22 protein-coding genes are annotated in these 24,458 nt (G+C 38.7%); 8 read left to right on the plus strand and 14 right to left on the minus strand.

Translation table 11 applies throughout. The features are described 5' to 3' along the window. Positions 1 to 40: 40 nt before the first annotated feature. The 3 genes from JST56_05230 (at position 41) to JST56_05240 (ending at position 2,529) form a co-directional block, all read left to right on the plus strand. The gene (locus tag JST56_05230; protein MBS1988370.1) at positions 41 to 961 is read left to right on the plus strand and encodes an aldolase; all 921 of its coding nucleotides are present in this window, start codon (positions 41 to 43) and stop codon (positions 959 to 961) included. A 14-nt stretch (positions 962 to 975) separates the two neighbouring features. Next, positions 976 to 1,686, plus strand: a complete 711-nt coding sequence (locus JST56_05235) for a TIGR00730 family Rossman fold protein (protein MBS1988371.1) — start codon at positions 976 to 978, stop codon at positions 1,684 to 1,686. A 93-nt stretch (positions 1,687 to 1,779) separates the two neighbouring features. Then, on the plus strand, positions 1,780 to 2,529 hold the full coding sequence (locus tag JST56_05240) for a DUF2608 domain-containing protein (protein ID MBS1988372.1): 750 nt from the start codon (positions 1,780 to 1,782) through the stop codon (positions 2,527 to 2,529). A 1-nt stretch (position 2,530) separates the two neighbouring features. Here JST56_05240 and JST56_05245 read toward each other — a convergent pair whose 3' ends face one another. The 7 genes from JST56_05245 to JST56_05275 all read right to left on the minus strand — a co-directional run bounded on the left by JST56_05245 (position 2,531) and on the right by JST56_05275 (position 13,567). After that, positions 2,531 to 3,136 carry a hypothetical protein gene (locus JST56_05245; protein MBS1988373.1) on the minus strand — a complete coding sequence of 202 codons (606 nt, stop codon included), beginning with the start codon at positions 3,134 to 3,136 and terminating at the stop codon, positions 2,531 to 2,533. Positions 3,137 to 3,152: 16 nt separating this feature from the next. Next, the gene (locus JST56_05250; GenBank protein MBS1988374.1) at positions 3,153 to 5,732 is read right to left on the minus strand and encodes a hypothetical protein; all 2,580 of its coding nucleotides are present in this window, start codon (positions 5,730 to 5,732) and stop codon (positions 3,153 to 3,155) included. 242 nt (positions 5,733 to 5,974) lie between these two features. Then, positions 5,975 to 6,526, minus strand: coding sequence for a hypothetical protein (locus JST56_05255; GenBank protein MBS1988375.1), 552 nt, complete (start codon positions 6,524 to 6,526; stop codon positions 5,975 to 5,977). Between the two features lie 2 nt (positions 6,527 to 6,528). Then, the gene (pilM, locus tag JST56_05260) at positions 6,529 to 8,205 is read right to left on the minus strand and encodes a pilus assembly protein PilM (GenBank protein MBS1988376.1); all 1,677 of its coding nucleotides are present in this window, start codon (positions 8,203 to 8,205) and stop codon (positions 6,529 to 6,531) included. Continuing rightward, positions 8,202 to 11,324 (minus strand): hypothetical protein, encoded by a 3,123-nt coding sequence (locus JST56_05265; protein MBS1988377.1) that lies wholly within the window; start codon positions 11,322 to 11,324, stop codon positions 8,202 to 8,204. The genes pilM and JST56_05265 overlap by 4 nt, the downstream gene beginning before the upstream one ends. A 22-nt stretch (positions 11,325 to 11,346) precedes the next feature. Beyond that, positions 11,347 to 12,516 carry a hypothetical protein gene (locus JST56_05270; protein MBS1988378.1) on the minus strand — a complete coding sequence of 390 codons (1,170 nt, stop codon included), beginning with the start codon at positions 12,514 to 12,516 and terminating at the stop codon, positions 11,347 to 11,349. A 64-nt stretch (positions 12,517 to 12,580) separates the two neighbouring features. After that, on the minus strand, positions 12,581 to 13,567 hold the full coding sequence (locus tag JST56_05275; protein MBS1988379.1) for a MoxR family ATPase: 987 nt from the start codon (positions 13,565 to 13,567) through the stop codon (positions 12,581 to 12,583). A 218-nt stretch (positions 13,568 to 13,785) separates the two neighbouring features. On the opposite strand from JST56_05275, the gene JST56_05280 reads away from it, so the two are divergent. Then, positions 13,786 to 14,490, plus strand: a complete 705-nt coding sequence (locus JST56_05280; GenBank protein MBS1988380.1) for a hypothetical protein — start codon at positions 13,786 to 13,788, stop codon at positions 14,488 to 14,490. Positions 14,491 to 14,534: 44 nt separating this feature from the next. Beyond that, positions 14,535 to 15,176, plus strand: coding sequence for a hypothetical protein (locus JST56_05285; protein ID MBS1988381.1), 642 nt, complete (start codon positions 14,535 to 14,537; stop codon positions 15,174 to 15,176). 105 nt (positions 15,177 to 15,281) lie between these two features. On the opposite strand, the gene JST56_05290 is transcribed toward JST56_05285, so the two are convergent. The 6 genes from JST56_05290 to JST56_05315 form a co-directional block, all read right to left on the minus strand. Further along, entirely contained in the window at positions 15,282 to 16,700 is a 1,419-nt protein-coding gene (locus JST56_05290; protein ID MBS1988382.1) for a hypothetical protein, read from the minus strand. 124 nt (positions 16,701 to 16,824) lie between these two features. Further along, positions 16,825 to 18,138, minus strand: coding sequence for a sigma-54-dependent Fis family transcriptional regulator (locus tag JST56_05295; protein ID MBS1988383.1), 1,314 nt, complete (start codon positions 18,136 to 18,138; stop codon positions 16,825 to 16,827). 3 nt (positions 18,139 to 18,141) lie between these two features. Then, entirely contained in the window at positions 18,142 to 18,891 is a 750-nt protein-coding gene (locus tag JST56_05300) for an ATP-binding cassette domain-containing protein (protein MBS1988384.1), read from the minus strand. After that, positions 18,888 to 19,667, minus strand: a complete 780-nt coding sequence (locus JST56_05305) for an ABC transporter permease (GenBank protein ID MBS1988385.1) — start codon at positions 19,665 to 19,667, stop codon at positions 18,888 to 18,890. The genes JST56_05300 and JST56_05305 overlap by 4 nt, the downstream gene beginning before the upstream one ends. A 40-nt stretch (positions 19,668 to 19,707) precedes the next feature. Then, on the minus strand, positions 19,708 to 20,079 hold the full coding sequence (gene secG / locus JST56_05310) for a preprotein translocase subunit SecG (GenBank protein ID MBS1988386.1): 372 nt from the start codon (positions 20,077 to 20,079) through the stop codon (positions 19,708 to 19,710). Positions 20,080 to 20,144: 65 nt separating this feature from the next. Further along, the gene (locus JST56_05315) at positions 20,145 to 20,906 is read right to left on the minus strand and encodes a triosephosphate isomerase (GenBank protein MBS1988387.1); all 762 of its coding nucleotides are present in this window, start codon (positions 20,904 to 20,906) and stop codon (positions 20,145 to 20,147) included. Between the two features lie 174 nt (positions 20,907 to 21,080). Here JST56_05315 and JST56_05320 point away from each other — a divergent pair, with 174 nt between their 5' ends. The 3 genes from JST56_05320 to JST56_05330 all read left to right on the plus strand — a co-directional run bounded on the left by JST56_05320 (position 21,081) and on the right by JST56_05330 (position 24,196). Continuing rightward, positions 21,081 to 22,376, plus strand: coding sequence for a hypothetical protein (locus JST56_05320; protein ID MBS1988388.1), 1,296 nt, complete (start codon positions 21,081 to 21,083; stop codon positions 22,374 to 22,376). A gap of 18 nt (positions 22,377 to 22,394) precedes the next feature. Continuing rightward, entirely contained in the window at positions 22,395 to 23,432 is a 1,038-nt protein-coding gene (locus tag JST56_05325) for a rod shape-determining protein (protein MBS1988389.1), read from the plus strand. A gap of 89 nt (positions 23,433 to 23,521) precedes the next feature. Then, positions 23,522 to 24,196 carry a GNAT family N-acetyltransferase gene (locus tag JST56_05330; protein ID MBS1988390.1) on the plus strand — a complete coding sequence of 225 codons (675 nt, stop codon included), beginning with the start codon at positions 23,522 to 23,524 and terminating at the stop codon, positions 24,194 to 24,196. A 22-nt stretch (positions 24,197 to 24,218) separates the two neighbouring features. On the opposite strand, the gene JST56_05335 is transcribed toward JST56_05330, so the two are convergent. Further along, entirely contained in the window at positions 24,219 to 24,458 is a 240-nt protein-coding gene (locus JST56_05335; protein MBS1988391.1) for a hypothetical protein, read from the minus strand.

Consider the following 24,458-nt stretch of genomic DNA (forward strand, 5'->3'; position numbering starts at 1 on the left):
GTATGAATAATTTAAGTAAAATTGTGCTGTGGAGAATCCAATGCTTGTAAGTCTGACCCCGCAAGATATTCATGTTCCGCTGACTGTACCACTTGATCAGCGTTCAATGTATATTGATCATATGCTTGCAGTAACAAAGAAAACAGGTCGACTCTTTCTTTTTGCTGCGGATCAAAAAATTGAACATCTCAATGCCGATTTTTATGGCCAAGGAATTCCTGAAGAATGTTCTGATCCAGAGTATCTTTTTAAAATTGCATCACAAGCAAAAATTGGTGCTTTTGCAACGCATTTAGGGCTGATTGCTCGATATGCTGCCCAGTACAAGTCAATCAATTATATTGTAAAATTGAATGGTAAATCCAATATCGTAACAACCAATCAAGATGACCCAATCAGCCTTGCTCTCAACTCGGTTGAACAAGTTGTTCGATTCAAGCAAGAAAATAATCTTGCAATTGCCGGTGTTGGCTACACTATTTATCTGGGCAGTAGGTATGAAGCGCAAATGCTTACGCAAGCTGCTCAAATTATTGAACAAGCACATGCCCATGGTCTTGTGGTTATTTTGTGGATTTATCCACGAGGCAAGGCGGTTACCGATGAGCGCAGTAAAGAAATTATTGCTGGTGCTGCAGGAGTAGGAGCAGCGCTTGGTGCTGACTTTGTTAAGGTAAATCCCCCATCAGCTCCAACAAGCTTTGAGCGATCTCAGTTACTCAATATCGCAGCTCGTACAGCAGGCAGAACCGGTATTATTTGTTCTGGTGGACCGGTGCGTAATGAGCGGGAATTTCTTGAAGAGCTTTTTCATCAGCTTCATACTGGGGGTGCTCGTGGTGCTGCTGTGGGACGTAATATTTTTCAGCGCCCGCAAGAAGATACAATTAAATTTTGTGATGCGCTTGCTGCACTGATTATTGATGACGTTGATGTTCAAACAGCCCTTCAATTGCTCTAAAAAAGGTGGGAATTATGTGCAGAAGAATTAAAGAATATTCACGATTTTTAAAAAGTCTTTTTAAAACAAATGTACGACTTTTGTGGGGAATGTGGAAACTGACTAAGCTTCCTCATCCTGCAATTACCATTTTTGGTGGATCGCGCATTGCACTTGAAAGTGAAGTAGCTCTCAAAGCAAAAGATCTTTCATTTAAGCTTGTTGATGCCGGTTTTTCTATTATTACCGGTGGTGGTCCCGGTATTATGGAGGCAGCAAATTTTGGTGCAATTGAGTATTTACGTGAATGCGATTTAAATAGTCCGATGTGTCGAAATAGGCGAATTGTTTCTGCCGGTATTGGCTTGATTCGGTTAAACAAAGAAAAGGCGAATCCCTACGTGCAAGAAAATATTGTTATGGAACATTTTTTTTCGCGTAAATGGCTTTTGGTCCGCTATTCAGTAGGATTTGTTATTTTTCCTGGTGGCTTTGGAACAATGGATGAATTGTTTGAAATTGTTACCCTGGTTCAGACGCAACGTATGAAAAAGCTTCCCATTGTTTTGGTTGATATTGACTATTGGAAGCCTCTTGTTGACTGGATTGATACTCGAGCGCTCAAGCAAGGTCTTATTACAAAAGAAGATGTTGCGATCTTAAAATTTGTTGATACTGTTGATGAAGCATTTGAATACATAAAGAGCGCATGTATCGAGTGTACTGAATCAAAAAATCATATTTAATCGACGATCATGCTATTTTCGTCTCGTAAAAATTTCTAGTTTCATGTACGATGCTTTGGTCAAAAAAAGTATTCTGTTCATGAAGGAGTTTGTATGAACATTAAGGCATCGGTTAAATTACTCTTGTTCGTTTTTGGTTTCAATACTACTTACACGCAAGTTTTTCCCGTTATTATTGAATCTGATGATATTTGGAGTGTGAAAGAGAATATTGATAGCAACGCAAAACATCCCGTTGTTATTTTTGATATTGATAATACCTTACTCAGAGCTGAGTTGGTTATGGCACGTGACGAATGTTTTGATGCACGTTTAAAGCAGGAGCTTGCAGCTGGACTTGCAATAAAGCCTGCTTGTGACAAAGTGTTGCCCGGTTATTTTGAAGCTATGCAAGTTACTCATGTCTCTCTTGTTGATGAAAATTCTGTTGCCATGATTAAAGAATTGCAGGAACGAGGGATTGTTGTTATTGCACTTACTGCCCGTTCACCGCATGTTCTTGAAGAATGTACCTTGCGTCAGCTAGAATCAGTGGGCATTAATTTTCGCATTACCAGCCCAACGCACGAAAAAGATCTTAATTTTGCAGGGTTGACTGATCGAGCAGATTTTAAAGGCGGAGTTATTTTTTGTGGATGCAACGACAAGGGCAAGGTTCTTGAACGTTTTTTTAATGAAACAGACCTTCACCCTGATCAGATTATTTTTACTGATGATAAAGAAAAAAATCTCAGTGCGGTTGAGCGTGAAGCAAACGAGCTGAATATTCCATGTGTATGCATTCGCTACTCAAAATTAGATCAAGCAATTCAAGGCTTTGACCTCACTCAATTAGAGCAATAATTTATTGCTCTTGCGCCTCGAGGTGCATAACTTTTGTTGCCCCGTAGGTTTTATCTTCATGCTGATGAATGATTGCAGATAAGCGAACGGGGCAATTTTCTGCGCATAAGTGTTCTACTTTTTTGCGTAATTTCTCATCAGCGTTAGTAACCCATTCTTTGACGCACGTATATGCTTTTTTGATAAAAGAAGATTGCTTATGATTTTCATCTTCAAGAAGATAAACGGTATCAAGAGAACCTGATATTTGTAGGAAATAACCACTCTTTCCATGCTTAATAATTCCCCAAGCAGTTATGTTTTTAAGCCCTTGATACGTTGTTTTTGTTTTTTCAGCGGCTTCTTGCAGTGCTGCTTCAAGTGATTCTAAATTGGCTGTATTTCCATGTTTAAGGGTAAGATCAAGTGCGCCCTTGGATATATTGGTGCTTGTTAAGTCTTTAAACCACGGATAATGTTTAATTTTTTGAGTGACACCTTTTAATCCGTATGCGCATTTGAGGTCGGGAATTGTTACACTCAGTCGTTTAACTTCTGCATGTGAGGTATTAAAGGCACAGAGTGAAATTGAAAATCCAACTAAAAAATAGGTACTTCGTCCGGTCATGGCTATTTCTTTCTGATTATGATTCTTTTCCGAGTGAATAGGCTACTAGAGGGTGTTGTCGTGTTTGTCTCGTTCCATCAGGCTTAAGGTTATTGGCTATAAGAGCCGCTTGTGGTGTATCTATTGATTCTTGCATGTCAGTTTTATGTGCAGCATTTTCCGGTGCTTGTTGTACACTGAGTCGTTGCTGGCCGCCACGCTGTTTAAGCTTTTTTGAGGCAACAGCAGCACGTGTTTGTTCAATAGCTTCTGAAACTTTGTAAAAAGGGTCTTCTGCAATACGAACCATGGTTGGTCGTTGTTGACCATAGGTAAAGTCATCAATTGGTCTAAAAATTCCGCGCTTCGTTTCACTCACTTTACTCTTGATACTCTGATTTGTTGGCTTAAAAAACCAGCGCTGAATTGGATCGCTGTCGCGGGTGTAGGTGTCGTTGCGCATCATCTGAAGTTTTGCGTAATCAAGCTTGAGCTGGGTATATTCATCCGGTTCGCCTTCAAAGCGAGGTTTGATGATGCTTGGACGCAAGAAGACATAAAGATTACCTTCAGCTTTTGATTTTGTTTTGCTTTTAAAAAAATTTCCTAAAATTGGAATTTCGGCAAGAAGGGGAGTTCTGTAGTGACTTTCTTGCTGATCTCCTCGGGTAAGACCACCCAGTACAAGGACTTCTCCTGTCATAAGAGAAACACGTGTTTTAAGAGAGCGGGTTGATTTTGTAGGAGTGTCAGGGTCTGATGAATCTGCTTTAAATTCATCAATATTAATATCAAGTGTCAGGTCTACAAAGCCGTCAACATTAATAGAAGGCGTTAGGTCAATTTTGACTGAAGCCGGTACGTCAACTTGTCGTCTGCGAGACTGTTCGCCATGACTACTTACAAAATCTCCAGGAATTCTTCGAGTTTCTTTGACTTCAACAAAGCATGGCTGATAATTATTTGCAACTAAAAAAGGTTGAGAAACGATGTGAGAATTATTAATGTTAAAAGCAGAACGAATAACTGCCCAGATTGATTGGTTAGCGGTTGTTGCTCCACCAAACGTTAAAAAGCTCGGTGACCCTTTACCTAGATTATCAGGATTGGTGAGCTGTATCATATTTGAAACAGTTTTGCCATCAGTAGTTTTTGTTGAGGGCAAGGAGCTTAAGTTTTTAAAATCAATTTCGTTAATGCCAAGTCCCGGATTTTTGCCTCTAAAGTTATGCATTTGAGCGCCAAGTTCTCGAGACTGGTCAAGGTTGACGTCTATAATCATAACTTCAATTGCAACTTGTGGTTGTGGTTTATCTAATTTTTCAATGAACTGCTCGAGTCGGCTCCAGTCATCTTTATTGCACGCAATAATTAGGCGATTTCCGCTTCCCCGTTTTCCTTCACCAGCAGCTTCGGCTGTTTCATTGGCGATCAGTACGTCTTCAAAAAATTTATACTCGCCAACGACAGCACTTTTTTCAGATCCTTGTCCTTTTGGAGGTCTGACAATGTTTTCAAGAATAGGTCGGAGAACTTCTGCTTTTGCATGTCTAATTTCTTTGATGTGTAAACGCGAGTCGGCATCACCAATAGGGACATCCAAGTTTTTTTGAATGAAACCAACAATTTTATTGATGTTTACTTCGGTCCCAAGCAAAATTAATGAGTTTTTTGATTGGTCAGGAATAATCTTTGTTGTTGAAGAAAAATAACGTTTTTCTTGTTGGGATGAAAGTGGGCTGAAGCGAATAGTACGCTGCTCTTCTTGTCCTCCACCTAAAACATCTTTAAAAAGGTCATGAATTGTTTGTGCATCAGCATATTTTAGTTTTATTACTTGGATTGATTCACGCAAGCCACCCGTATCAAGCTCTTTGATTATTTTCAGTGCCGCCTTGATATTAGAGCATTGCTCTTTGATAATACATGCATTTAAGTCTTTATTAATGATCGTTGCTTTTTCACCAGGAAGCAGTTGACGCAAAATTGCCTCAGCAACTTCTGCTTTGATATTTTTGAAGAAATAAACGTAACGAACAATCATATCGTTATCGGGAAGGTCTTCAGGTTCAATCCCTTTTTTAGTGCCATATTCAAGTGATGAGTAGGTTGGTAGCGGCTCTTGTGCATTTTCTTTGTTCGAAACAACACGGTGCATGCCATCAACATTCACGATAGTGAAGCCATTCATCTCCATGAGCGTGAGGAGTACATCCCATGCTCGCGTGAGAGTGAGTGGAGCGCGCGTAGAAAGTGTTACCTTGGCAGCTTCAAGATCTTTATGGGGCAAAATATTAATGTTTTTTAGGTCACCCAGGTAGTTGACTACATTTAAAAGTGAGACTGCATTAAAGTTGAGATAAATGTTCGCTTCTTCTTCATCTTTTTTTACCTCATGTCCAACTGCAATTGGACTATCTCCTTCTGCTGTTATTGTTGGTAATGCAAGGGGAGATGGTGCTTTGCTCAATTCTTGTGACGAAGCGTTTATTTGCTCTTGTCCTTGAGCTTGCCCGAACATGACGTTTGCGGTGGGTGCAAGAGCTGTATCTGCAGCAAAGCAGGTAGTTGTAAGAAAAATGATGAGTATGAGTGGTAAAATTATTTTTCTTAACATTATGGGTAATTTTTGAATTGTTAAAAATTGTATGATTTTCAGGGGGATGTCATCCCTGGCTACGATCGGGGATCTACCCTTAAAACTTTCTTCTTCAATGGATCCCCGCCTGCGCGAGGATGACAAACCCGTGAAGAAAAGTGTTTTGAAGAACTGTATAAGTTTAAAGAATAAAATATTTTGATTGAGCTGTTTTACTTTTGCATAAGCATATTTTAAATAGACCATAACCTAATCCCCCACTAAGAGCTGATGCCTTTTTTAGGCCTGACTGTTCCGATTCGTAATTCAGTTGTAATTTTTTGGTTAGGTTCACTGCGAATGGTAACCTCTTTGAGATAGGTTGTTTCCTTTTTATCCAAGGCATCAATAACTTGAACTATTTTTTGCGTACTTTGTCCTTTAAAGGTTGCTTGCAAAATGGTTTCAGTAAATTTATCCCCAATGTCAGATGAAGTGGTATCCCATCCAGCTTCAGCCGTAATGTTTTGCTGCTTACAGAATAGTTCAAAATATGATTTTATATTAAAATCTTTTTCTTGTTCAAAAAGCGTTTGTATGCGTTGTTGTTCTTGAAGGAGTTGATCATTTTCGGCTAAGACAAGCGCGGTCTTATCGCTTAATCGTTGAAGGTTTGTTATTTGCTCAATATACCAAGCGCTTGTTGAGGAAATATAATAAACAATTCCAAGAGCTGTAACTAATACGATTGCTAAAAAGATTATGAGATAACGCTCAAATTCTTTTTTTGATAACTCTTGAAGCATCGACATAATTTTTGTGAACTGTTTCATAATTACTTATCTCGAGGTTTGAGTTTTGCGGTAAATGGAATGCCGCGCTCTTCTGCTGGAGAATCATCAATTTCTTGGGCAAGCGTGAATAATGGTGATTCTTCAAACCTATTTTTAAACTGTGCAAAATTTTCCCACAACGGTTGTCCTAGTGGTGCTTTAAAATAGCCCTCTATTTTAACAAAAGTAATACCCTCTTTGCTTGGAGCTATTGAAACATAAGCAATTGTGACGTCTGGAAATTTTTTCTTATCAATAATGTTGGTTATTTCTTCAAGCATTTCGAGGGGTTTGAGGCGATCTTTGGTAAAAGGCGCCCACAGAGCATTGGATTCTTGTAAGAGCTTTCCACTTTCTTTAACCAAGTTTTGAAGGGTTGGTCGCTTGGGCAATTTATCTTTGGGAAATATACTTTGAAGTCGACGTTTTTCGCGAACTTCAATTCGATTTACAATGCCCGAAAGATACGAAATATTTTGGTAACCTCGAACACCTAAAAATGTTAAGAAAAAAACAAGGAGTACGCTTGCACAAATGAGCTGCTTAAACAGTAATGGATCATAAATCTTCGTAAAGTCTTTGCGACGCAAGTCGAATGTTTCCAATAGTGGTGCAGGGAGCGTTATACCTAGTGCAATAGCAAAGGGGTTCCATGATGTAGGCTGAATCGCTACTTTGTTAACAATCCATTTTTCCTTGAGTAATTTTTTTGGATCAAATTGCTGACAAGGAATTTGCAAAAGGTTTCCAGAGAATTGTATTAAATTTTTAACATCAGTTCCTTTACCTGCAAACAGAATTTTTTGAATGCCTTCATAATAATTAAGCTTGAGACTGAACGAGTTGAGTGTAAATTGAATGTCATTAAAAAGAGCTGACATCTGTTTTTGAGCACTACGTTGATATTCTTCATCTGCTGGATAGTCAACACCTGAAATATAAAGCCGCTGTAAGACTTCAGAGATTGGCATATTTATTTCATCACTTATGCTCTTTGCGACAGTATTAATGCCTCGTTGAATGTGTCGTGTGAGGCGAAACTCGCCATCTTGTAAAAAAGCAATGCGTGTGCTGTTTTGACTGATGTCTACGAGCGCCGTTCCATGAGGTGTTGTTTTGTATTCTTCAATCTGAAGATACAAGCTGTAGAGTGCAAATAAATCAATAGTGATAGCGTTTGGGTCAATGCCTGCTTCTAAAAATGGATCTAATATATTTTTTAAATCATGCTTGCGAACAGCTGCAACAAGTACCTGAGAAGTCTGTTGATCAGAGTTTCTCTTGGTAATAATAAAATCGGTAATTGCTTCGTCAATTGAAAAAGGGAGCATATTTTCAACTTCATATTCAAGAACCATGCGAATTTTTTCAACATCAAGAAAGGGAACTTGAAGCTCTTTAAAAATAACGATTGATGCCGGAACGCAAATGCGTACGTGATCATATTTCCCAACCTGAGAGAAGCAATTGCGTAGTCCATCGCTTATTTTTTCCTCATACGTTTGTCCGTTTGCACTTTCAATTGAGCACGAAACAAGCGCCTGGATAATTGTTTTTGCCGGCTTGGCGTGAACCAATGCTCCATAAATTGTATCATCCTGAAGAGCGATACCTAAAATACGTTGAGCAATCAGGCGACGATTACGAAATTTTTCTGGTAAAAATAGTTCTGTAATCATGCTGTAGCCTTTCGTGTGAAGCGGCTAACCGAGGAGAGTTTTTTTTCCTGTGCAGCTTGCTGAGCAAGAAATTCTTTAAGTTTATTACGTTTTGATGGGTCGATAAATTGTTCTTGTCTTGAAGGACTCGATGTTTCGTTATCGGCAAAGATATCTTTAAGTTGTTGTCTTTTTTGTTCAATTGGCTGTTCGGATGAACTTTGATTGTCTGGATTAAGAAGCGTTTTGAGTTGTTCACGTTTTTGTTGCTCATCAGGGAAAGAGGCAATAGTTTGTTTAAATTGCGCACGATTTTTATCTTCGGGCAAATCTTGTGCGATAAGATTTTTCATACGCGTACGTTTTTTTTCCAGTGGCTGATAAGGAGTATCAGGCTCCGCTGAATAGTACTGAGCATCAGCTGGTACGCCGTTAAGGAGTGCTTTGAGTTTTCTTCGTTTAGCATCTAAGTCGGTTTCAGATGGAAGTTGATACGCTGTTTGTTCTGCTGATCTGCGATCGTACTGAATGGTTGGTTGTGTTGGTTGAGAAAGAGTTTTTTGTCGTGGAGCTGCAAGAAGTTGTTGATCTTCAGCCCGTGCTATTTCTCGTACAAGCTTTGGAGGATTTATATCGGTTAGTGGCAGCTCTTGCACAAGTTTTTCAAGTGTGCCTGAAGATTGTGTGAGTGGTAGTTGCTGCGCAGGCTGTGGTTGCGTCATATCTAAGCCAACTAACTTTTTCTCTTGCACAGGTTCTTCGCGATAATTATTCTGTTGAGTGATTGGCGTTGCATCAAGTTGCAGCGCATGACGACGAAGTTTTTGTTCTTCTTCGGTATTTTTTTTATCCTCTTCAAGTTCTTCTCTCCGGGTTTGAGATCGATAGTATGGATCGTTACGAATATCAACCGTTGTTGGCTGATAGCGCGCATTTGCAAAATCGATAACTTTGTGTGAATAATTTTCTTTTTCAGGGTTAAAAAACCAATTATGAACAGGATCATTGCTTGGAGACGTTTGAACCGCTTGCTCAAGGCTTTCTGTTGCTGCATGCATTTTCATTTTGGTGTACAGCTGTGTTCCAGGTGTTTGGCGTGGTTTGATGATGGTTGGTACCATAAAAATGAAAATATAGTCTTTGGTTATAGACCTTTTTTGATTTTTAAAAAACCATCCCAAAACAGGTATATCGCTTAAAATTGGAGTTTTTGCTTTGTCTTCTGAAACTTTTGTTTTAACAAAACCACCAAGTACTAAAACCTGCCCGTTTGCCACGGTGATGCTTGTTTTTACCGTTTTATCGTTACGAATAGTTCCATCATCACTCGAAAAATCTTGAATAGTAACCGTCATATCCAGGCGAATGAGACCCTCTAAATTGATTTGTGGAGTAACGTCAATACTTGTATTGACCGGAACGCTTTCAAATGATTTGGTTCCGCTGCCATCAGCTACTTCAGTAACAACTCGTCGCTCTTCTCCAATCTTGATTGTTGCAGCAGTCTTGTTGCTGACGGTTATAAATGGTTGAGAAAGCACTGTTGCATTGGTTTGTTGCTTAAGAATATTAAAAACACTCCAGATGTTTCCTGTTGCAGCTTTACCAAAACTCAAAAGCGTAGAGCCTTGAGCAACTACTAGCTGATTGATTAAGTTACCAAGCAAACTTACAGGATCACTGCCAGCTCCACCTGAAAGCTCTTGAGTTGTTTTTCCGGTGAGCGGTACTGATTGAAAATCGACATTATGTCCAACTTGGCCATGCTTTTTGTTTCGCACCATGCCGCCGAGCTGTTTAATGTCAGTAGAATTTACCGTAACAATAAGAGTTTCGATAGCGACCTGTGGTTGAGGCTTATCAAGATCTTTGAGTGTTTTTTTCAGCATTTTCCAGTCGTGTTTATCGGTGCATGAAACAATCAGGCGATTGCCATCTTTATCAACTTGAAAGCTCATTGATTTGAAATATTTAACCCCACCACGAATGGCACCATATTTTCCTGCCGCTTGTCCAACTGATGATTCAGGGGCTTGGGTAACTTGTTCAAGAATCTCTTTCATGGCTCCAGCATCGGTATGTTTGCATTCATAAATATGCAGGGGTGATGCGGCAGCAACAAGCTCGGTATCAATGTGAGTTGTAATAAATTTAATAATCTTATCGATTGAAGCGTTATTGCCCAGCAAGATGAGCGAGTTTGTTCGCTCTTCGGGAATGATGCGGGTGGTTGCAGAAAAATACTCTGTAGCACCTTCTGCTGTTTTGCCTAGTAAACGAGCGAGTGGATTAGTATCCGGTTTTTTGATGAGTGCATCAAGAAGCTCTTTTACATCTTTGGCATTTGCTTTTTTGAGCTGTATGACCGTGACTGTTTCTTGTAAGCCAATTTGGTCGAGCTCCAATAAAAGCTTTGCAGCAGCTTTAATATTGTATGATTTATCGGTAATAATAAAAGCGTTAGCATCCTGATGGTCAATACAGCCATTAGGGGTACTGAGCATGCTTATGAGTAAGTCTTTAACATCAGTTACTTTGATGTTTTGTAAAAACATAACATAACGAATTTCAAGGTCACTGTTTGGTAACGTGTCCGGTGAGACGTTGATATACGAAGGCAGCGCTTCAGTCAGTTTTTTGTCTTTGGGAAGAACTTTCCATACTTCGCCTGACTTAATCATTGAAAAGCCTGAGGTTTCAAGTACGGTCAAGAAAACACTCCATGCGCCATCAATGCTTAAAGGGTCACGAATTGTAAGCGAAATTTTTGCTTCTTCAATTCCTTTATCCGGAATGATATTCAGATTTTTCAGTTCAGCCATGTAGGTGACAAAATTGCCAAGCGTTGTATTTTCAAAGTTCAGATAAATATCTTTTTTAGGTGCTGCTTGTGCTTCACTAAGTTGACCCAGCGCTGTATCAGCTGAGGGAATAACCGGTAGCGCAAGAGGAGAATCGGTAAGAACCACAGGATTCATTTGTCCTGTTTGTGAACTTTCGCCAGGCTTTGATGCAACATCAGTTCGTTCAGAATCTTGTAGGGATCCTTGAGGGCTGTTTGATGGATTGTCAGCACAATGAACAAGCTGCCCAGCTCCAGCAAGCAAGAAAAATAAAATCAGATAGTGGTGTTTGTTCATAATTCTGCTCTCTACTTTGTGATTATCTTACGCGTGAATTTTGCAGCCGTGTGCGTAAATTATCAAGCAATCGTTTGCGAATTTCCATCATGGTTTCTTGACGTTGTGGGTTTGGGTGTCGTGCTTTAAATTGTCGTCGTGCAGCAGCACGTTCTTGTTGGCTGCTCATTCCTGAGGGTGGTTGAGGTGATGACGTTTGGCCAGCAGCTTGTTCTGGAGATTGTCCCGTTGGCGGTTGAACCCCCATTGTTTTGCCTTGAGCAAGTTTGGACAGTTTATAAGCAAGGTCAACATCTTGCTCTCCACGTTTCACCTTGACGTTGATGGTATCGCCAATTTTTGCTTGAGTAACCGCATCATAAATTTCTAAGCGATTTTTTTGCTGGGCTGTTGTAAGGTCGTTAATTGCAACAATAATGTCAAAAGGCTTTAACCCAAGCATTGCGCCAATGTCTTGTTTTTCAAGATTACCAACACGAATACCAATGGGCGATCCACCTTGGTAAGCGGTTCCAACAAGCGGCAGTGAGTCGACAAAGTTTCCAAGCGAATCAACCTCTCTGACAAAGTACTCAGGATCAATTTCAAAGGTTGTTGGATTAACTTGCTTGACGGTCATCTTCCAGCGCTCTTCAAATGGAATACTCAGTGGATTGTCTTCTTTACGCAAAAAGAAAAGCTCTTGCTGACCATTGGCGCGTAAAAAGACAACACGATTACGAATAATTTTAATAATTTGAGCATCTTTTATTTTATCACCGAGGTGATACAGATTTTCTTTTTGTGTTTCATCCGCAATCATTACAACATTTTTAAGTTCATCCGAAGAGATAACGATGCCTTTAAGCGTCAGATTAAGAGCATCAATAAATTCCTGTTTTTTCGCTTCTGGTACAGGTGTGACTTGTGCTGCTTGTAGTTCCGGCATGGGCGTAACAAGCGATTGTTTAACTGCTTGGGCTGGCGCAGGAGGCATTATTATTTGAGGAACAAAGGTTCCAAAAATGTCGTTTTTATAGATAACTTCTAATGTTGCCTGAGAGGTTGGTTCTTTTTTTTTAACGGAATCGTGCAATACAATTTTTCCAGGACGACGGACTGGGGGATATTGCTCAAAAAATTTGAGCAATGCGCAAGCAATAAAAAAAATTCCGAGCAAAGAGCTGTTAACTATCCATAATTGTTGCTTCATTGCTTATGCTCCACCAGTGTTTTCCATAACCAAAACCATACGGACATCTATGTTATTGCCACATTTACGGAGCTGGAATGGTTCTTAAAACTTTTTGAATAATTGCATCTGTTGAAACATTCTCAGCTTCTGCTTCATAAGTGAGTAAAATTCGGTGGCGTAATATATCGGGTGCAACCGCCTTAACATCATCAGGAATTACAAAATGTCTTTTTCTTAGAAAGGCATATGCTTTTGTTGCTTGTGTTAGTGCTATCGTTGCTCGAGGTGATGCTCCATATCCGATAAAATTTTCAATATCTTCTAACTTATATTCTTTGGGATTTCGGGTAGCAAAGACAATATTTAGAATATATTCAATGACCTTCTCGTCTATATACACTTCTTTGGCGAGCAGTTGATCGGCTGAAATGTCCTGTTTTTCAAAAATTTTGAAAATAGTTGATACTCCAGAGAGTTTCGAAATGATCTCTTTTTCTTCAGCAAATTTAGGATATGTCATTAACAGTTTAAACATGAATCGATCAACTTGTGCTTCAGGAAGTCGGTAGGTACCCTCTTGATCAATTGGATTTTGAGTTGCAAGAACAAGAAATGGTTCATCAAGTTTAAACGAGGTGTCACCAATAGTTACTTGGTGTTCTTGCATTGCTTCTAATAATGCTGACTGCACTTTTGCAGGAGCACGATTGATTTCATCTGCCAAAATCAGGTTGCTAAAAATTGGCCCTTTTCGCGTCTGAAATTCATGAGTCTTTGGACTATAAATTAAAGTTCCAATTAAATCAGCAGGTAGAAGATCGGGGGTAAATTGAATGCGTTTGAAATCTAGGCCAAGAGCATCTGCTGTTGTTTTAATTAAGGTAGTCTTTGCAAGACCGGGTACGCCTTCAAGTAAAATATGGCCGTTACACAAAAGGCCTATAAAAATACGATCAATAATATGATCTTGTCCAACGATAACTTTTTTAATCTCATTTTTAAGATTGTTCCAAGCCAGTGATCTTTCTTTGATCAGCTCTGATGCTTGTTGAGAAGAAATCTGTTCCATATGCAGCTCTCCTTGTTCAATAATATTCTGTAAAAACACAAAAGTGAGTAATCATGAAAAATATTACACTGAAGTATAGCATCATGAAGTGTAGCATATTGCAAAATAATGTTGAGCTCTATTTTTCTGACCGATTTCTTGCGTTGCATGAGATGTTTTTTGTTCACTATAAAGAGGTTAATTTTTCTGATAATTGTTTGAGTTTAAGGAGACTTTATATGAAAAAAAGAGTACAGATACTTGCACTGGCGGGCATTCTTGTGCAGATAAGCATTGTGTCTATTCTTGAAGGAAAAAAGATTTCCATAAAAGAAAAAGTGAGAAGCGATAATCAGTTAATAAAAGCTGAATCAAAAGAAGATAAGCAGCGTGGATCTTTAACTAAAAAAACACATGAAAAACTTAAAGCTGCTCGAGAACAATACAAAAAACAATTGAGCCGTTTGATTGACTTACTTTCGCAGGCAGATGAACTTGGCCGAGGAATAGAAGAGTCTGAAGCAACAACGAGGGATCTTAAAGATTTTTTTGGAGCTTTGGGTGGTATGTATACTTCGGTAGTAGATACCATTACTGGTGCCGGGGATTATAAAAAAAGAATTAGCGAACTTGAAAAAAGCAATGCGCAGCTTTTAGCACTTATACAAGTATTAAAAGCTCAGCTTGATCAACGTGAGCAGCTTGTAAAACAGTTACAAGGAAATCTTGAGTATGAAAAAAGTAAGGGTAGCGCTTCTACTCAACGTGCAGCGCAACTTGAAAAAGAAAAGCTTTTGTGGCTTGATTATTTGAATAATTTAGAATCTTGTGCAATTGCTATGAAGGAGGGTAAGAATAAGAGCGAAAATGCAAGTCAGTTGGTTGGAGAGATGTTGGCTTCTGCTTACCAAGCAGTTTTAAATACATCAATGCCAAAAAATTAAATAACATTATTTAATGATTACATTTTTTAAGATAGGGGATTGTTATGAAAGTGATTTTCAGATTATTGATTGTTAATTTTTTGCTTTCAGGATCAGTAGCTATTGCTTCTGATGAGCATCAAAAGAATTCAACCATTGTTCGTAGTAGTGAAGATAGTGAGTATCCATCATCAACATCATGGTATGATAAAGCGGATCAAGTACTTGAAGAATTTACCGGCATTTCAACATCACTCTATGCTGATGCTGCAGTTTATCATCAATGGGCTGGTATGTTATCAGATCTTACCCATCAATTAACCGTACAAGAACAGATGCAATTTCAGTTTTTACAGCAAGTTCAATTTGCATTGGAAGCATCAATTCAAAAAATCAAAGAACTTGAAGCTCGTCGCCCAGAGGAGCTTATGCAAGCTCGACAAGAACAATTTGAGATTGATGGACACAAGGCATCTGAACTGATTGCTATGCTTGAAAATCTTAAAAAAGAGTTTGCTTGTATTGTTATTCCTGAACGAGAAGCTTTATTTACGCAATTACAGCGTTTTTCTGATTCTTTAAAGGGATATATGCAACAAGGGGCTCAGCAAGCATTGCAAGTTATCCAAACGTTACAATCACATGTAGAAGTTGTTGGAGCTTTATCAACTCCTGTAGCCTTGGCTGCAACTGCTCCTGCTGCATAATTATTATAAGCATTAAAAAAGACAATCGGTGATTGAGTCTATCAATCACCGATTGTCTTTTTTAAAAAACATTTTCTAAATAAAAAGCTCTAGAGAAAAATTTTATTAATAACTATCTTGTCCGTCATCAGCTGAAAAAACAAATGGGCTGCGTGTCTGTGAGTTGCGGTGTGTGAGCATATACTCATAAAGTGTTGCAAGGACCGGTCTGAGCATTTCAGATGACACTTGGAGATCTTCCGGTGTAACCAGTGCGGAGCTTACATAACTTGCTGAGATATCAGATTTGTGTTTTTCTGTCAGAGAACCTTCGTCGGTTAATGCTTTTGCAGGAAGCTTCCAGTAGCCGCCAAAAAAGGTTACATGGCTGCCCGTTTGATCTTTGTGAAGTGCAAAAACAAGGCGCAGTGTTGGATCAAAAATTTTCCCATCAACAATAATATGCTTTGATTCAGCATATTCTTCAGCCAAGAAAATTGTATTTCCCATGCTTTCATCGGTTGTCCAATAGCCATAAGAACTATCTGGGTCGCGATCTTCAATTTGATCAGGGTTGAGCAGAATTAATTTGAGTGTAGCATCTAAATCTTCCTGATGAACAAAAATTACGCCTCGACCACGTGAAGCATTTGGTGGTTTGATAACAACAATATTTGATTGAAGTTCACTAATAATTTGACTAGCTAATTCAGGTGAGTAAACTTGAGGGCAAATTTTACATTTTGGTCTGTATGCTTCCATTCCAGTGTCGATAAAAAGCTGGTTGGTGTAATATTTATTACGAATAAGATTATTGATAGGGTCACCAATAAATCTTACATTTGGAAACATCGATTTAAATCGAGCCATTGTTTGTTCTGCTCTGCCCCAACGAACAAGGACAAGTCCTTGATAATTTAAACAATCTTGAAGTGTAACACTTTGATGTTGTTCAAATAATGTTGAAAGAATTCTTCTACCCAGATCAGCAACTCCAGATGAGTTTTTCCCACCCATTCCAAAAAAGAGTTGTGGAGCCATAGTATTGCGTGATAGAGGGTCTCCTGGCATACGAACACACCATGTTGGAAGTCCAAATTGTTGTAAGTAGTTCCAGAAGTGTGTCCACATTGCACCTACACCAAAGAGTCTATCGTAGCCCATATATTTTGAGCGTGCGCCATCACCACATTCAAGAAGCTTGAGCGATCCTGTTGCAGGATTAAACTTAAGATCTGCAATTGAGAATGTAATATCTTGGACTGGACATGGAGCATATCCCGTTGTAGGTGGCATTGGTGGTATGTAGCCATTTACAGGTGGTATGTATCCTGATGGTGAAATTGGTGGTTGAGTTTGATCTGGTGGTGGTGTTTGCGTTACATCACCGTCTTTAAGTGTTAGTGCAGCAAGCTGCTGTATAATTTCATGCTCAATTTGAGCTATGCTGACGGCGTTTTCCGACTTTACTGTTGTAAAGAGTAAAGCACATGAAATTAACGTAAAACTGACAAATACGAGCGCGCGAGATTTTCTTGGAATCATCCCTATCCCCCTTCTCTTTGATAAGCTCCCCAAGGAAATAATATCTGATGTTCTTAGGCTACAAGAAATAATGGGATTGTTTCAAGAAAGTAAAAAAGAATATTGTAAATATTTCTTCTTACTCTTATAACGAGCTTTTTAAAGCCGGCCCATGTTTTGGCAAAAGATCAAACTTGTATATTTTTGCTTTCAGTTCGGCCAGAGGAACTTTTAAAAATTCACCAAGCTGTTCCAAGTTATATCGATGCTTTTTCAGTAAATAGAGAATATATTTCTTTTCAAACTGTTCAGTTGCATGATCCAATGAGTTGAACCGTGTAAATGATTGTTCTTCTGCAAAGAAAATGCTTGATTCTGGAAGATAAGGAGCAAGTGTTTCGGGGGTGATAATTCGATTGCTTTCAGTTGTGCTTGCAACGGCGCAGTCAATAACATTTTTGAGTTGAGTGATATTACCTATCCAGCCATGGTTACGCAATATTCGGATGCTCCGAGTATTTAAAAGTGCAGATTTTCCTAATAAAGCATTTGCTTGAGACAAGAAATGATCGGTAAGGAGTGGAATATCATATCGTCGTTTATTAAGAGGAACGATTTCAAGAGGAATACTGTTGAGCTTATAAAAAAGCATGCTGTTAAAAAAACCATGTTGCATGCGTGTAAAGAGGTCTGGTAAAGCAGAAGCAATAACTTTTGTTGTAGTGCTATGAGCTATAATAAATTCGAGTACGTCTTTTTGATTATCACTTGAGAGTTCTTGAATGTTTTTTAAAAAAAGTGTTCCATCAAACGGTGTAAGTTTTTCTTTAAAATTGTCCTGTTGTGTGCAATCAATAGTTTTAAATATTTTGTCTTTTTGAAAATGGCAAAAGGCAAGATACTGCGCAATTAAGGACTTACCGGTCCCTTGAAGTCCATAAATAAGAGCAGGGATCTTAAGCAATGCAGTTTTTCTGACTTGCATCATAAATTCTAGAAAAAGTTCACTTTGGCCCACAATTCCCAAGCGATTTAAGCTTAAATTTTCTGTATGCTCGATTGATGGTTGAGCGATCGAATCTTCTTTAAGAAAACTGAGCTTTGTTAGAACTTCTTCAAAATTAAGAGGCTTTTCAATAAAGTCGCGGGCCCCTTTTTTAATTGCATCAACAGCCATAGGAACAGTTCCATAGCCTGAAATAATGATGACTGGTTGCATGGGATATTCACGTTTAATCTTCTCAAGGAGCTCTAAGCCGTTAATATTCGGCATAAAGATATCAAGTAAGACCGCATCAGGGACTAGATTTCCAATGGTATCCAGTGTTTTTGATCCGTCATTGAGTGTTTGAACCGTGAAACCTTCATCTTCAAGTGAGGCTTGAAGTGTTTCTAAGATCGCTTCTTCATCGTCAATAATAAGGAGGGATGGTTCTTGATGCGCGTGAATAGTTTTCATAAATTAGATTCCAATTTGTTTGATTGGGCCTTCGATTTGTCCTCGAATAAACTGATGAACAAATGGGTTATCACATTCCCAAATGTTTTGAGCTGGTCCTTTATAGATTATTTTTCCTTCGTGGAGCATTGCAACAGATGTTGCGTAGTTAAAGATATCAATGTCATGTGAAATAACAATTGAAGTAAGGTGCTGATCTACGTGTGTTTTTTTAATGAGCTCATGAATCAGTTTGACGGTGATAGGGTCAAGGCCCGTTGTCGGTTCATCGTACAAAAGAATTTCGGGCTTAAGCATGAGTGTCCGTGCAAGCCCAACGCGCTTTTTCATCCCGCCTGAAAGTTCATTAGGATATTTATCCAAAACATCAGGATTTAACCCTACAGAAATAAGTTTTTCTAAAACAAGTGGTCTCACTTGATCAGCGTTCATGCCCTCTTCAAGCAACGTAATACCTATATTTTCAAAGACATTAAGAGAGTCTAGAAGTGCTGCAAATTGAAATACATAACCACATTTCTTAAAAACTTCAAAGAGCTCTCGTGAATTAAGTTTGGTTATGTCTTGGTTGTCGATTTCTATTGTGCCCTCATCAGGGTGAATTAAGCCAATGATCTGTTTGAGAAGGACCGATTTTCCTTCCCCTGATCGCCCAATGATTGCTAAGAATTCACCTTTTTCAATGGTTAGGTCAAGACCATTAGTGATTGTTTTAGAGCCAAAAGCTTTTTTGAGTCCTGTAATGGTAATCATCGTGAAAACATCAATGAAATGAGGATATAATCTGCAATAACAATAGTCAGAATGGAGTATACAACGCTTTGTGTAATCGCAATACCAACACCGCGCGCACCGCCGCTTGCAGTGAATCCTTTATAGGTAGAAATAATTGAAAGAATAAGGCCAAAGAAAACAGCTTTAATGATTCCATTGGTAATATCTGAAACTTCAACATTTGAAATAGTTGATTCCATGTATATCTCGGCGTTGATATTTAAAACATGAACTGACATCACATAGCCCGCAATAATACCCAAAAATGAACAGAAAAGAGAAAGAAATGGCATCATAACTGTGGTAGCAACAATACGTGGAACAATGAGGTATTGATGTGTATCAATGCATAATGTTTGAAGCGCATCAATTTGCTCAGTAATCCGCATGGTTCCAATTTCAGCAGTAATAGCAGAACCTGCTCGACCAATAACCATAATAGCGCTAAAAACTGGTCCAAATTCTCTGACCATGGATAAGAAAACAATAGGGCCGATAAATTGCGTGGCGCCAAAACGTTCAAGACCAATATAGCTTTGTAAGGCTATAACAGCACCAATAGTTATACCAACTAAAACCACAATTCCCAGTGTGCCAACACCAATGTAGTTCATATGATAAAAAACTTTTTCAGTCTTAAGCTTGGTTCTGAAGAAAGTTGCGAATACATCAGATGCAAACACTCCAACTTTTCCTACGTAGCTACAACTGTCCAAAGTTTTTGTACCAAGAGCATCAATCATGCGTAAGAGCACTGGTTATCCTTTGCAGGTTCAAAAAAGCAGGGAATAATCTTTAGCTGTTATCTTCAGCTGAGTCTTCTTCTGTTTGTACTTGCTCTTCTTGTGAATCTTCAGTTGTTGCCTTTGTTTCAAGTTTATTTGAAGTTGCTTGAGCGGTATGAGTTTTTGTAAAGCCTTCTAAGCGAGATTGGCGTACTGATTTAGACTTGAGTATTGCAAGGCCAAGAGCTCCGATAACAAAAAGGCCGCCAATAATCCATGTAGCTTTTTCAAAAAAACTTTGCCCACCAGAGCCACCAAATAACATTTGTCTGCTTCCGCTCATACTGCCAAGGCCCATGTCACCCTTGCCTTGTTGAAGTAAAATTAGAAAAGCGAGTACTACGCTTAAAATTACAAAAAGTGTCATAAGAAATGCAAACATTTTACCTCACTTGGGTTAATTAGTTTTTGTTTTTTCTAAGTTTTTTTAAATGCTTATTTTGTCTATCATACATAGTTTACTACTTTTTCAAATTCTTCAAAGTCTAGACTTGCCCCGCCAATTAAAAAACCATCGATAAATGGAATTGTCTTGAGCTGCGCGATGTTTTGGGCTTTAACGCTACCTCCATAAAGAAGTTTCCATTTGAATAATGGGGCACTTGTAGAAGTTTCTCTGACAAGCCATGAGAGGATCGATTCTATGTGTTCATTGGTTGCAACATTACCGGTGCCGATAGCCCAAATAGGCTCATAAGCAAGAAAAACAGGAACATGTGCTTTTTGATGTGTAGCAAGCATGCTGAACAAGGGGCTTAATTGTTCGCTCAGAGATTTAAGAGTTTCTCCATTTTTGTACTGCTCAAGGTTTTCACCAATACAGACAACTGGGGTGATATCAACATCAAGAAGTGCAGCACATTTGTGAGCAATTCCTTCATTGGTATCGCAACCAAATAGACGTTGTTCGCTATGCCCAATAATGCAAAATGTACAACCGGCTTGTTTTAAACTTGGTGCGCATACTTGGCCGGTAAAAGAGCCACGTGCATGCTCAGAGCAATCTTGGCCACTGAGTTGAATATTTGTTCCCTGGACCATTTGATTAATTGGGTACAAGGTTTCAGTTGAGGGGCAAATAACAATTTGAGTATAAGATTTTCTTGAAAGCAATACAAAATCATCATAGTGAGCAGAGATAAAAGAAAGCGCTTCGTTGAGCGGCAAATTCATCTTCCAATTTGCAAGATACGTATAATGTTTGTTCATGAAGACTCCTTTCTCAAAAATGTTCTGGTTCAGAGTATACGATTTTTTATAATGACGATCAACTCGCGCTCCTGTTCTTGACTTAACCGGAATTTACCGTAAGCTCAAAACTTGAAATTAATCCTTATTTCAAGCAATAATTTTTGCAAAATTATACAAACATTCCGGTGCGTAATGAAAAATCAAATCAGTCATGTAAGTAAAGTTCTTGCTGCACAATTACTCATAGTTTTTTCATTGTGTGCAAGTCATAATACGAGTAAATATTTTCCCTTTATTGAACGTTCAGATCAGTATGTCACTGATAAGCGATCTTATTTTAGCCCTAATGTTTTTTATACAACAGCTTCAACCGCTTTTAATCGTGGTGGAGGTAATGCAGGAATTCCTGAATTGTGGGGCAACTATGACTTGCGTGATGTCATTGATAGCTTACAAGCGGTGCAGGGTGTTGCCTTTGTTAACCCAATTGAAACGGTTACAGGAACTCAAGCGCTTGTTGGTAAATCGTTAAAATTTAGAGTTTCAAGTAAAATTCGATCAAACGGTATTGTGTTGCATTACGAGCAAAAAGCTTGGAAAAGTTTATTTGTGGGTGGATGGATTCCCGCAATGTTTGTATCAGCAACAGGGCGATATCTTTTTGACCGTGTGGGCTCCGAAGTTTCTTCTGTAAACTTAAATTATAATCAGCTGTTTGAGCAAGAGCAGCAAATTGATAGCATCAGGCGCTTGACTCACGACTTGGCCGGTTTCACTACAAACAAATGGTCACGCAGTGGATTTGGTGATCTTGATCTGTATCTAAAATGGAATCACCACTTTGATTATCGCTTCCTTATGAAGAGCATTGATTTAAATATTCAAGGTGGTTTTACTGCACCCACAGGGATTCTTTCCGATCGAAACAATCCGCTTTCAGTTTCTGTGATGGGAAATGGACATTGGTCTGCATATCTTGATCTTGTTTCTGAGTTTGAACTCAAACAAGATTTAAAAGTTGGCTTCATGTTTAGTTACATGCACCAATTTGAACATTCAAGAAATTTACGTTTGGCTACTGGAAATGAACCTACTATTTTTAGTGCGTTAATAGCGCCAGTGAGTATGAGCCCTGGGGATACTTTTAAAATTTCTCCGTACATTATACTTGAAAATTTAAGCGATGGATTACATGTGCAAGGTCGTTATACCTATCTGCGTCATGATGAAGATAAGTGGCGTGATAAGCGTAGCGATCAATCGATTCAGAGCTATTTGAGTAAGGGCGGCGATTTTGTTGCGCAAAAAGAAAATATCTCGCGCTCCAGGTCTCATTATTTTACGTTTCAAGTAACATATGACAGTAAAGTTGCATTAAAGCATTATTGGCTGGACCCGTTATTTTATTTGACGTATGATATGCCCATGAACGGGAACGGAATCAGTAAAACGCACCATCTCACTATCGGTGCACAATTGCACTTTTAACGATGCCAAAGGATGAGTATGAAGTTTTGGCCAGCGACCAAACTCTTTAGTTTTTTCTCAAATGATATGGCGATTGATTTAGGTACTGCAAATACAGTTATTTATGTCAAAAATCGCGGCGTAGTTTTGAATCAACCTTCAGTGGTTGCGGTAAAAAGCTCAACAAATGAAGTGCTTGCTGCCGGTAATAATGCAAAAAATATGTTAGGAAAAACTCCAGAGAGTATCATTGCCTGCAGGCCGATGCGCGATGGTGTTATCGCTAATTTTGAAATGACCGAGTGCATGCTTCGTTATTTCATTCGTGAAGTACATCAAAATCGACGTACGATGGTTCGTCCTCGCATGATCATTGGTGTCCCTTCGGGAATTACGCAAGTAGAAAAACGGGCAATTGAGGATTCTGCAAAACAAGCAGGAGCTCGAGAAATTTATACCATTATGGAGCCGATGGCAGCCGCTATTGGTGCAGGCTTACCTGTGGTAGAGCCAACCGGTAATATGATTGTTGATATTGGCGGTGGTACCACAGAAGTTGCTATTATTTCGCTCAAAGATGTTGTTTACTGCAAGTCAGTGCGTGTTGGTGGTGATGAGATGGACCGTGCCATTGTTCAGTATGTGAAGCGGAAATACAATCTCTTGATTGGTGAACGTACGGCTGAAATTATTAAAATGAATATTGGCACAGCAATGTTGCCTGAGCAAGTAACTCAAGTTGAGGTCAAAGGACGCGACTTAGTAACTGGCGTACCAAAGACCATCAATCTTACCGATGCTGAAGTATTTGAATCACTTGCAGAACCTATTTCAATCATTATTGATGCGGTTCGTTCTGCACTTGAAAACACCCCACCTGAATTATCGTCTGACCTTGTTGATCGTGGCATTATGCTTGCGGGTGGTGGATCACTCCTTAAAAATATCGATGTTCTTATTTCTAAAGAAACAGGCCTTCCTGTTAAAATTGCAGAAGATCCACTCTTGTGCGTTGTTCTTGGAGTAGGAATGGTATTGGACAATCTTGATGAATATCGAGATGCTTTGATGCGTTAGATTTTTGCGTTTATTTTTGAGTACTAAAAATTTTAAACCCACGATATTTTTACTAAAAATATCGTGGGTTTTTTTATAGGAATCTTGAGATGAAAAATAAAAAAATATTTTTTATTTTTTTAGTAATAATATCTTTTTGTAGCGTGCACGATGCTCAAGCAATGTTGTTGGCTCCGAAATTATTCTTTAATTTATTTAAGGGAAAGAGCATTAAATCTTCTGAGCAAGATTGTTATGGCATAAAAATTCGTAACTACAAGCCTCGATTTGATGAAGAGGCTGTTAAAAAAATTGCGATGCAATATATTCCAAAGTTGGTGGTTACGTATGATCACTCAGAAGAAAGATATGAAAAAATATGGAAATCAAAAATATTATTGGATCTTGATGATCCTGCTGTGATCAGTAAAGTTTGTACGATTAATGATACTCCTATTGCATTTATGAGCTACTTTATTTTGGATGCATTTAATGGACCGCCTCATTGGATGTGGAATAGCAATTTGACTGAAAAATACGCACCTGGAATTAATGCATATTTTGCGCATCTTGCTGTAGATAATGAATACCAGGGAATGGGGTGTGGGACTGCCTTGCTGAACCATGCTTTAGATAGTTGTAAGCAGAATTCAGTAGATTATATAACATTTGAAACAACGCTTCCTACTTCTCCCGAGTTATGTGCATATTATCAACGCTTTGGGTTTAAGATTATGTCTTATAAGCCTGATCGAGCAGTGTGGGGCAAGGTTTGTAGATCTTAATAGAGCGATATTATCAAGAGCTTTAATCAGTAATTTTGAGCGCTTCAATTCGTCGATAGAGCGTACTGCGACTGATACCCAGTATTTTTGCCGTAGCGAAGTAATTATAATCGGTTTCTTGTAGGACAAGCTCAATAATGGTCTTTTCAACTTCTTCCATGACGAGTGGATAAATATTTCCTTGTCCTTTGTGCCCAATACCAATAACCATTTTTTTGACTTCACGCCTAATAAAATCATGTAATGAAAGAGGAGGAGACAT

This window comes from Candidatus Dependentiae bacterium (assembly GCA_018266175.1).
Classification (GTDB): Bacteria; Babelota; Babeliae; order Babelales; family RVW-14; genus JAFEAY01.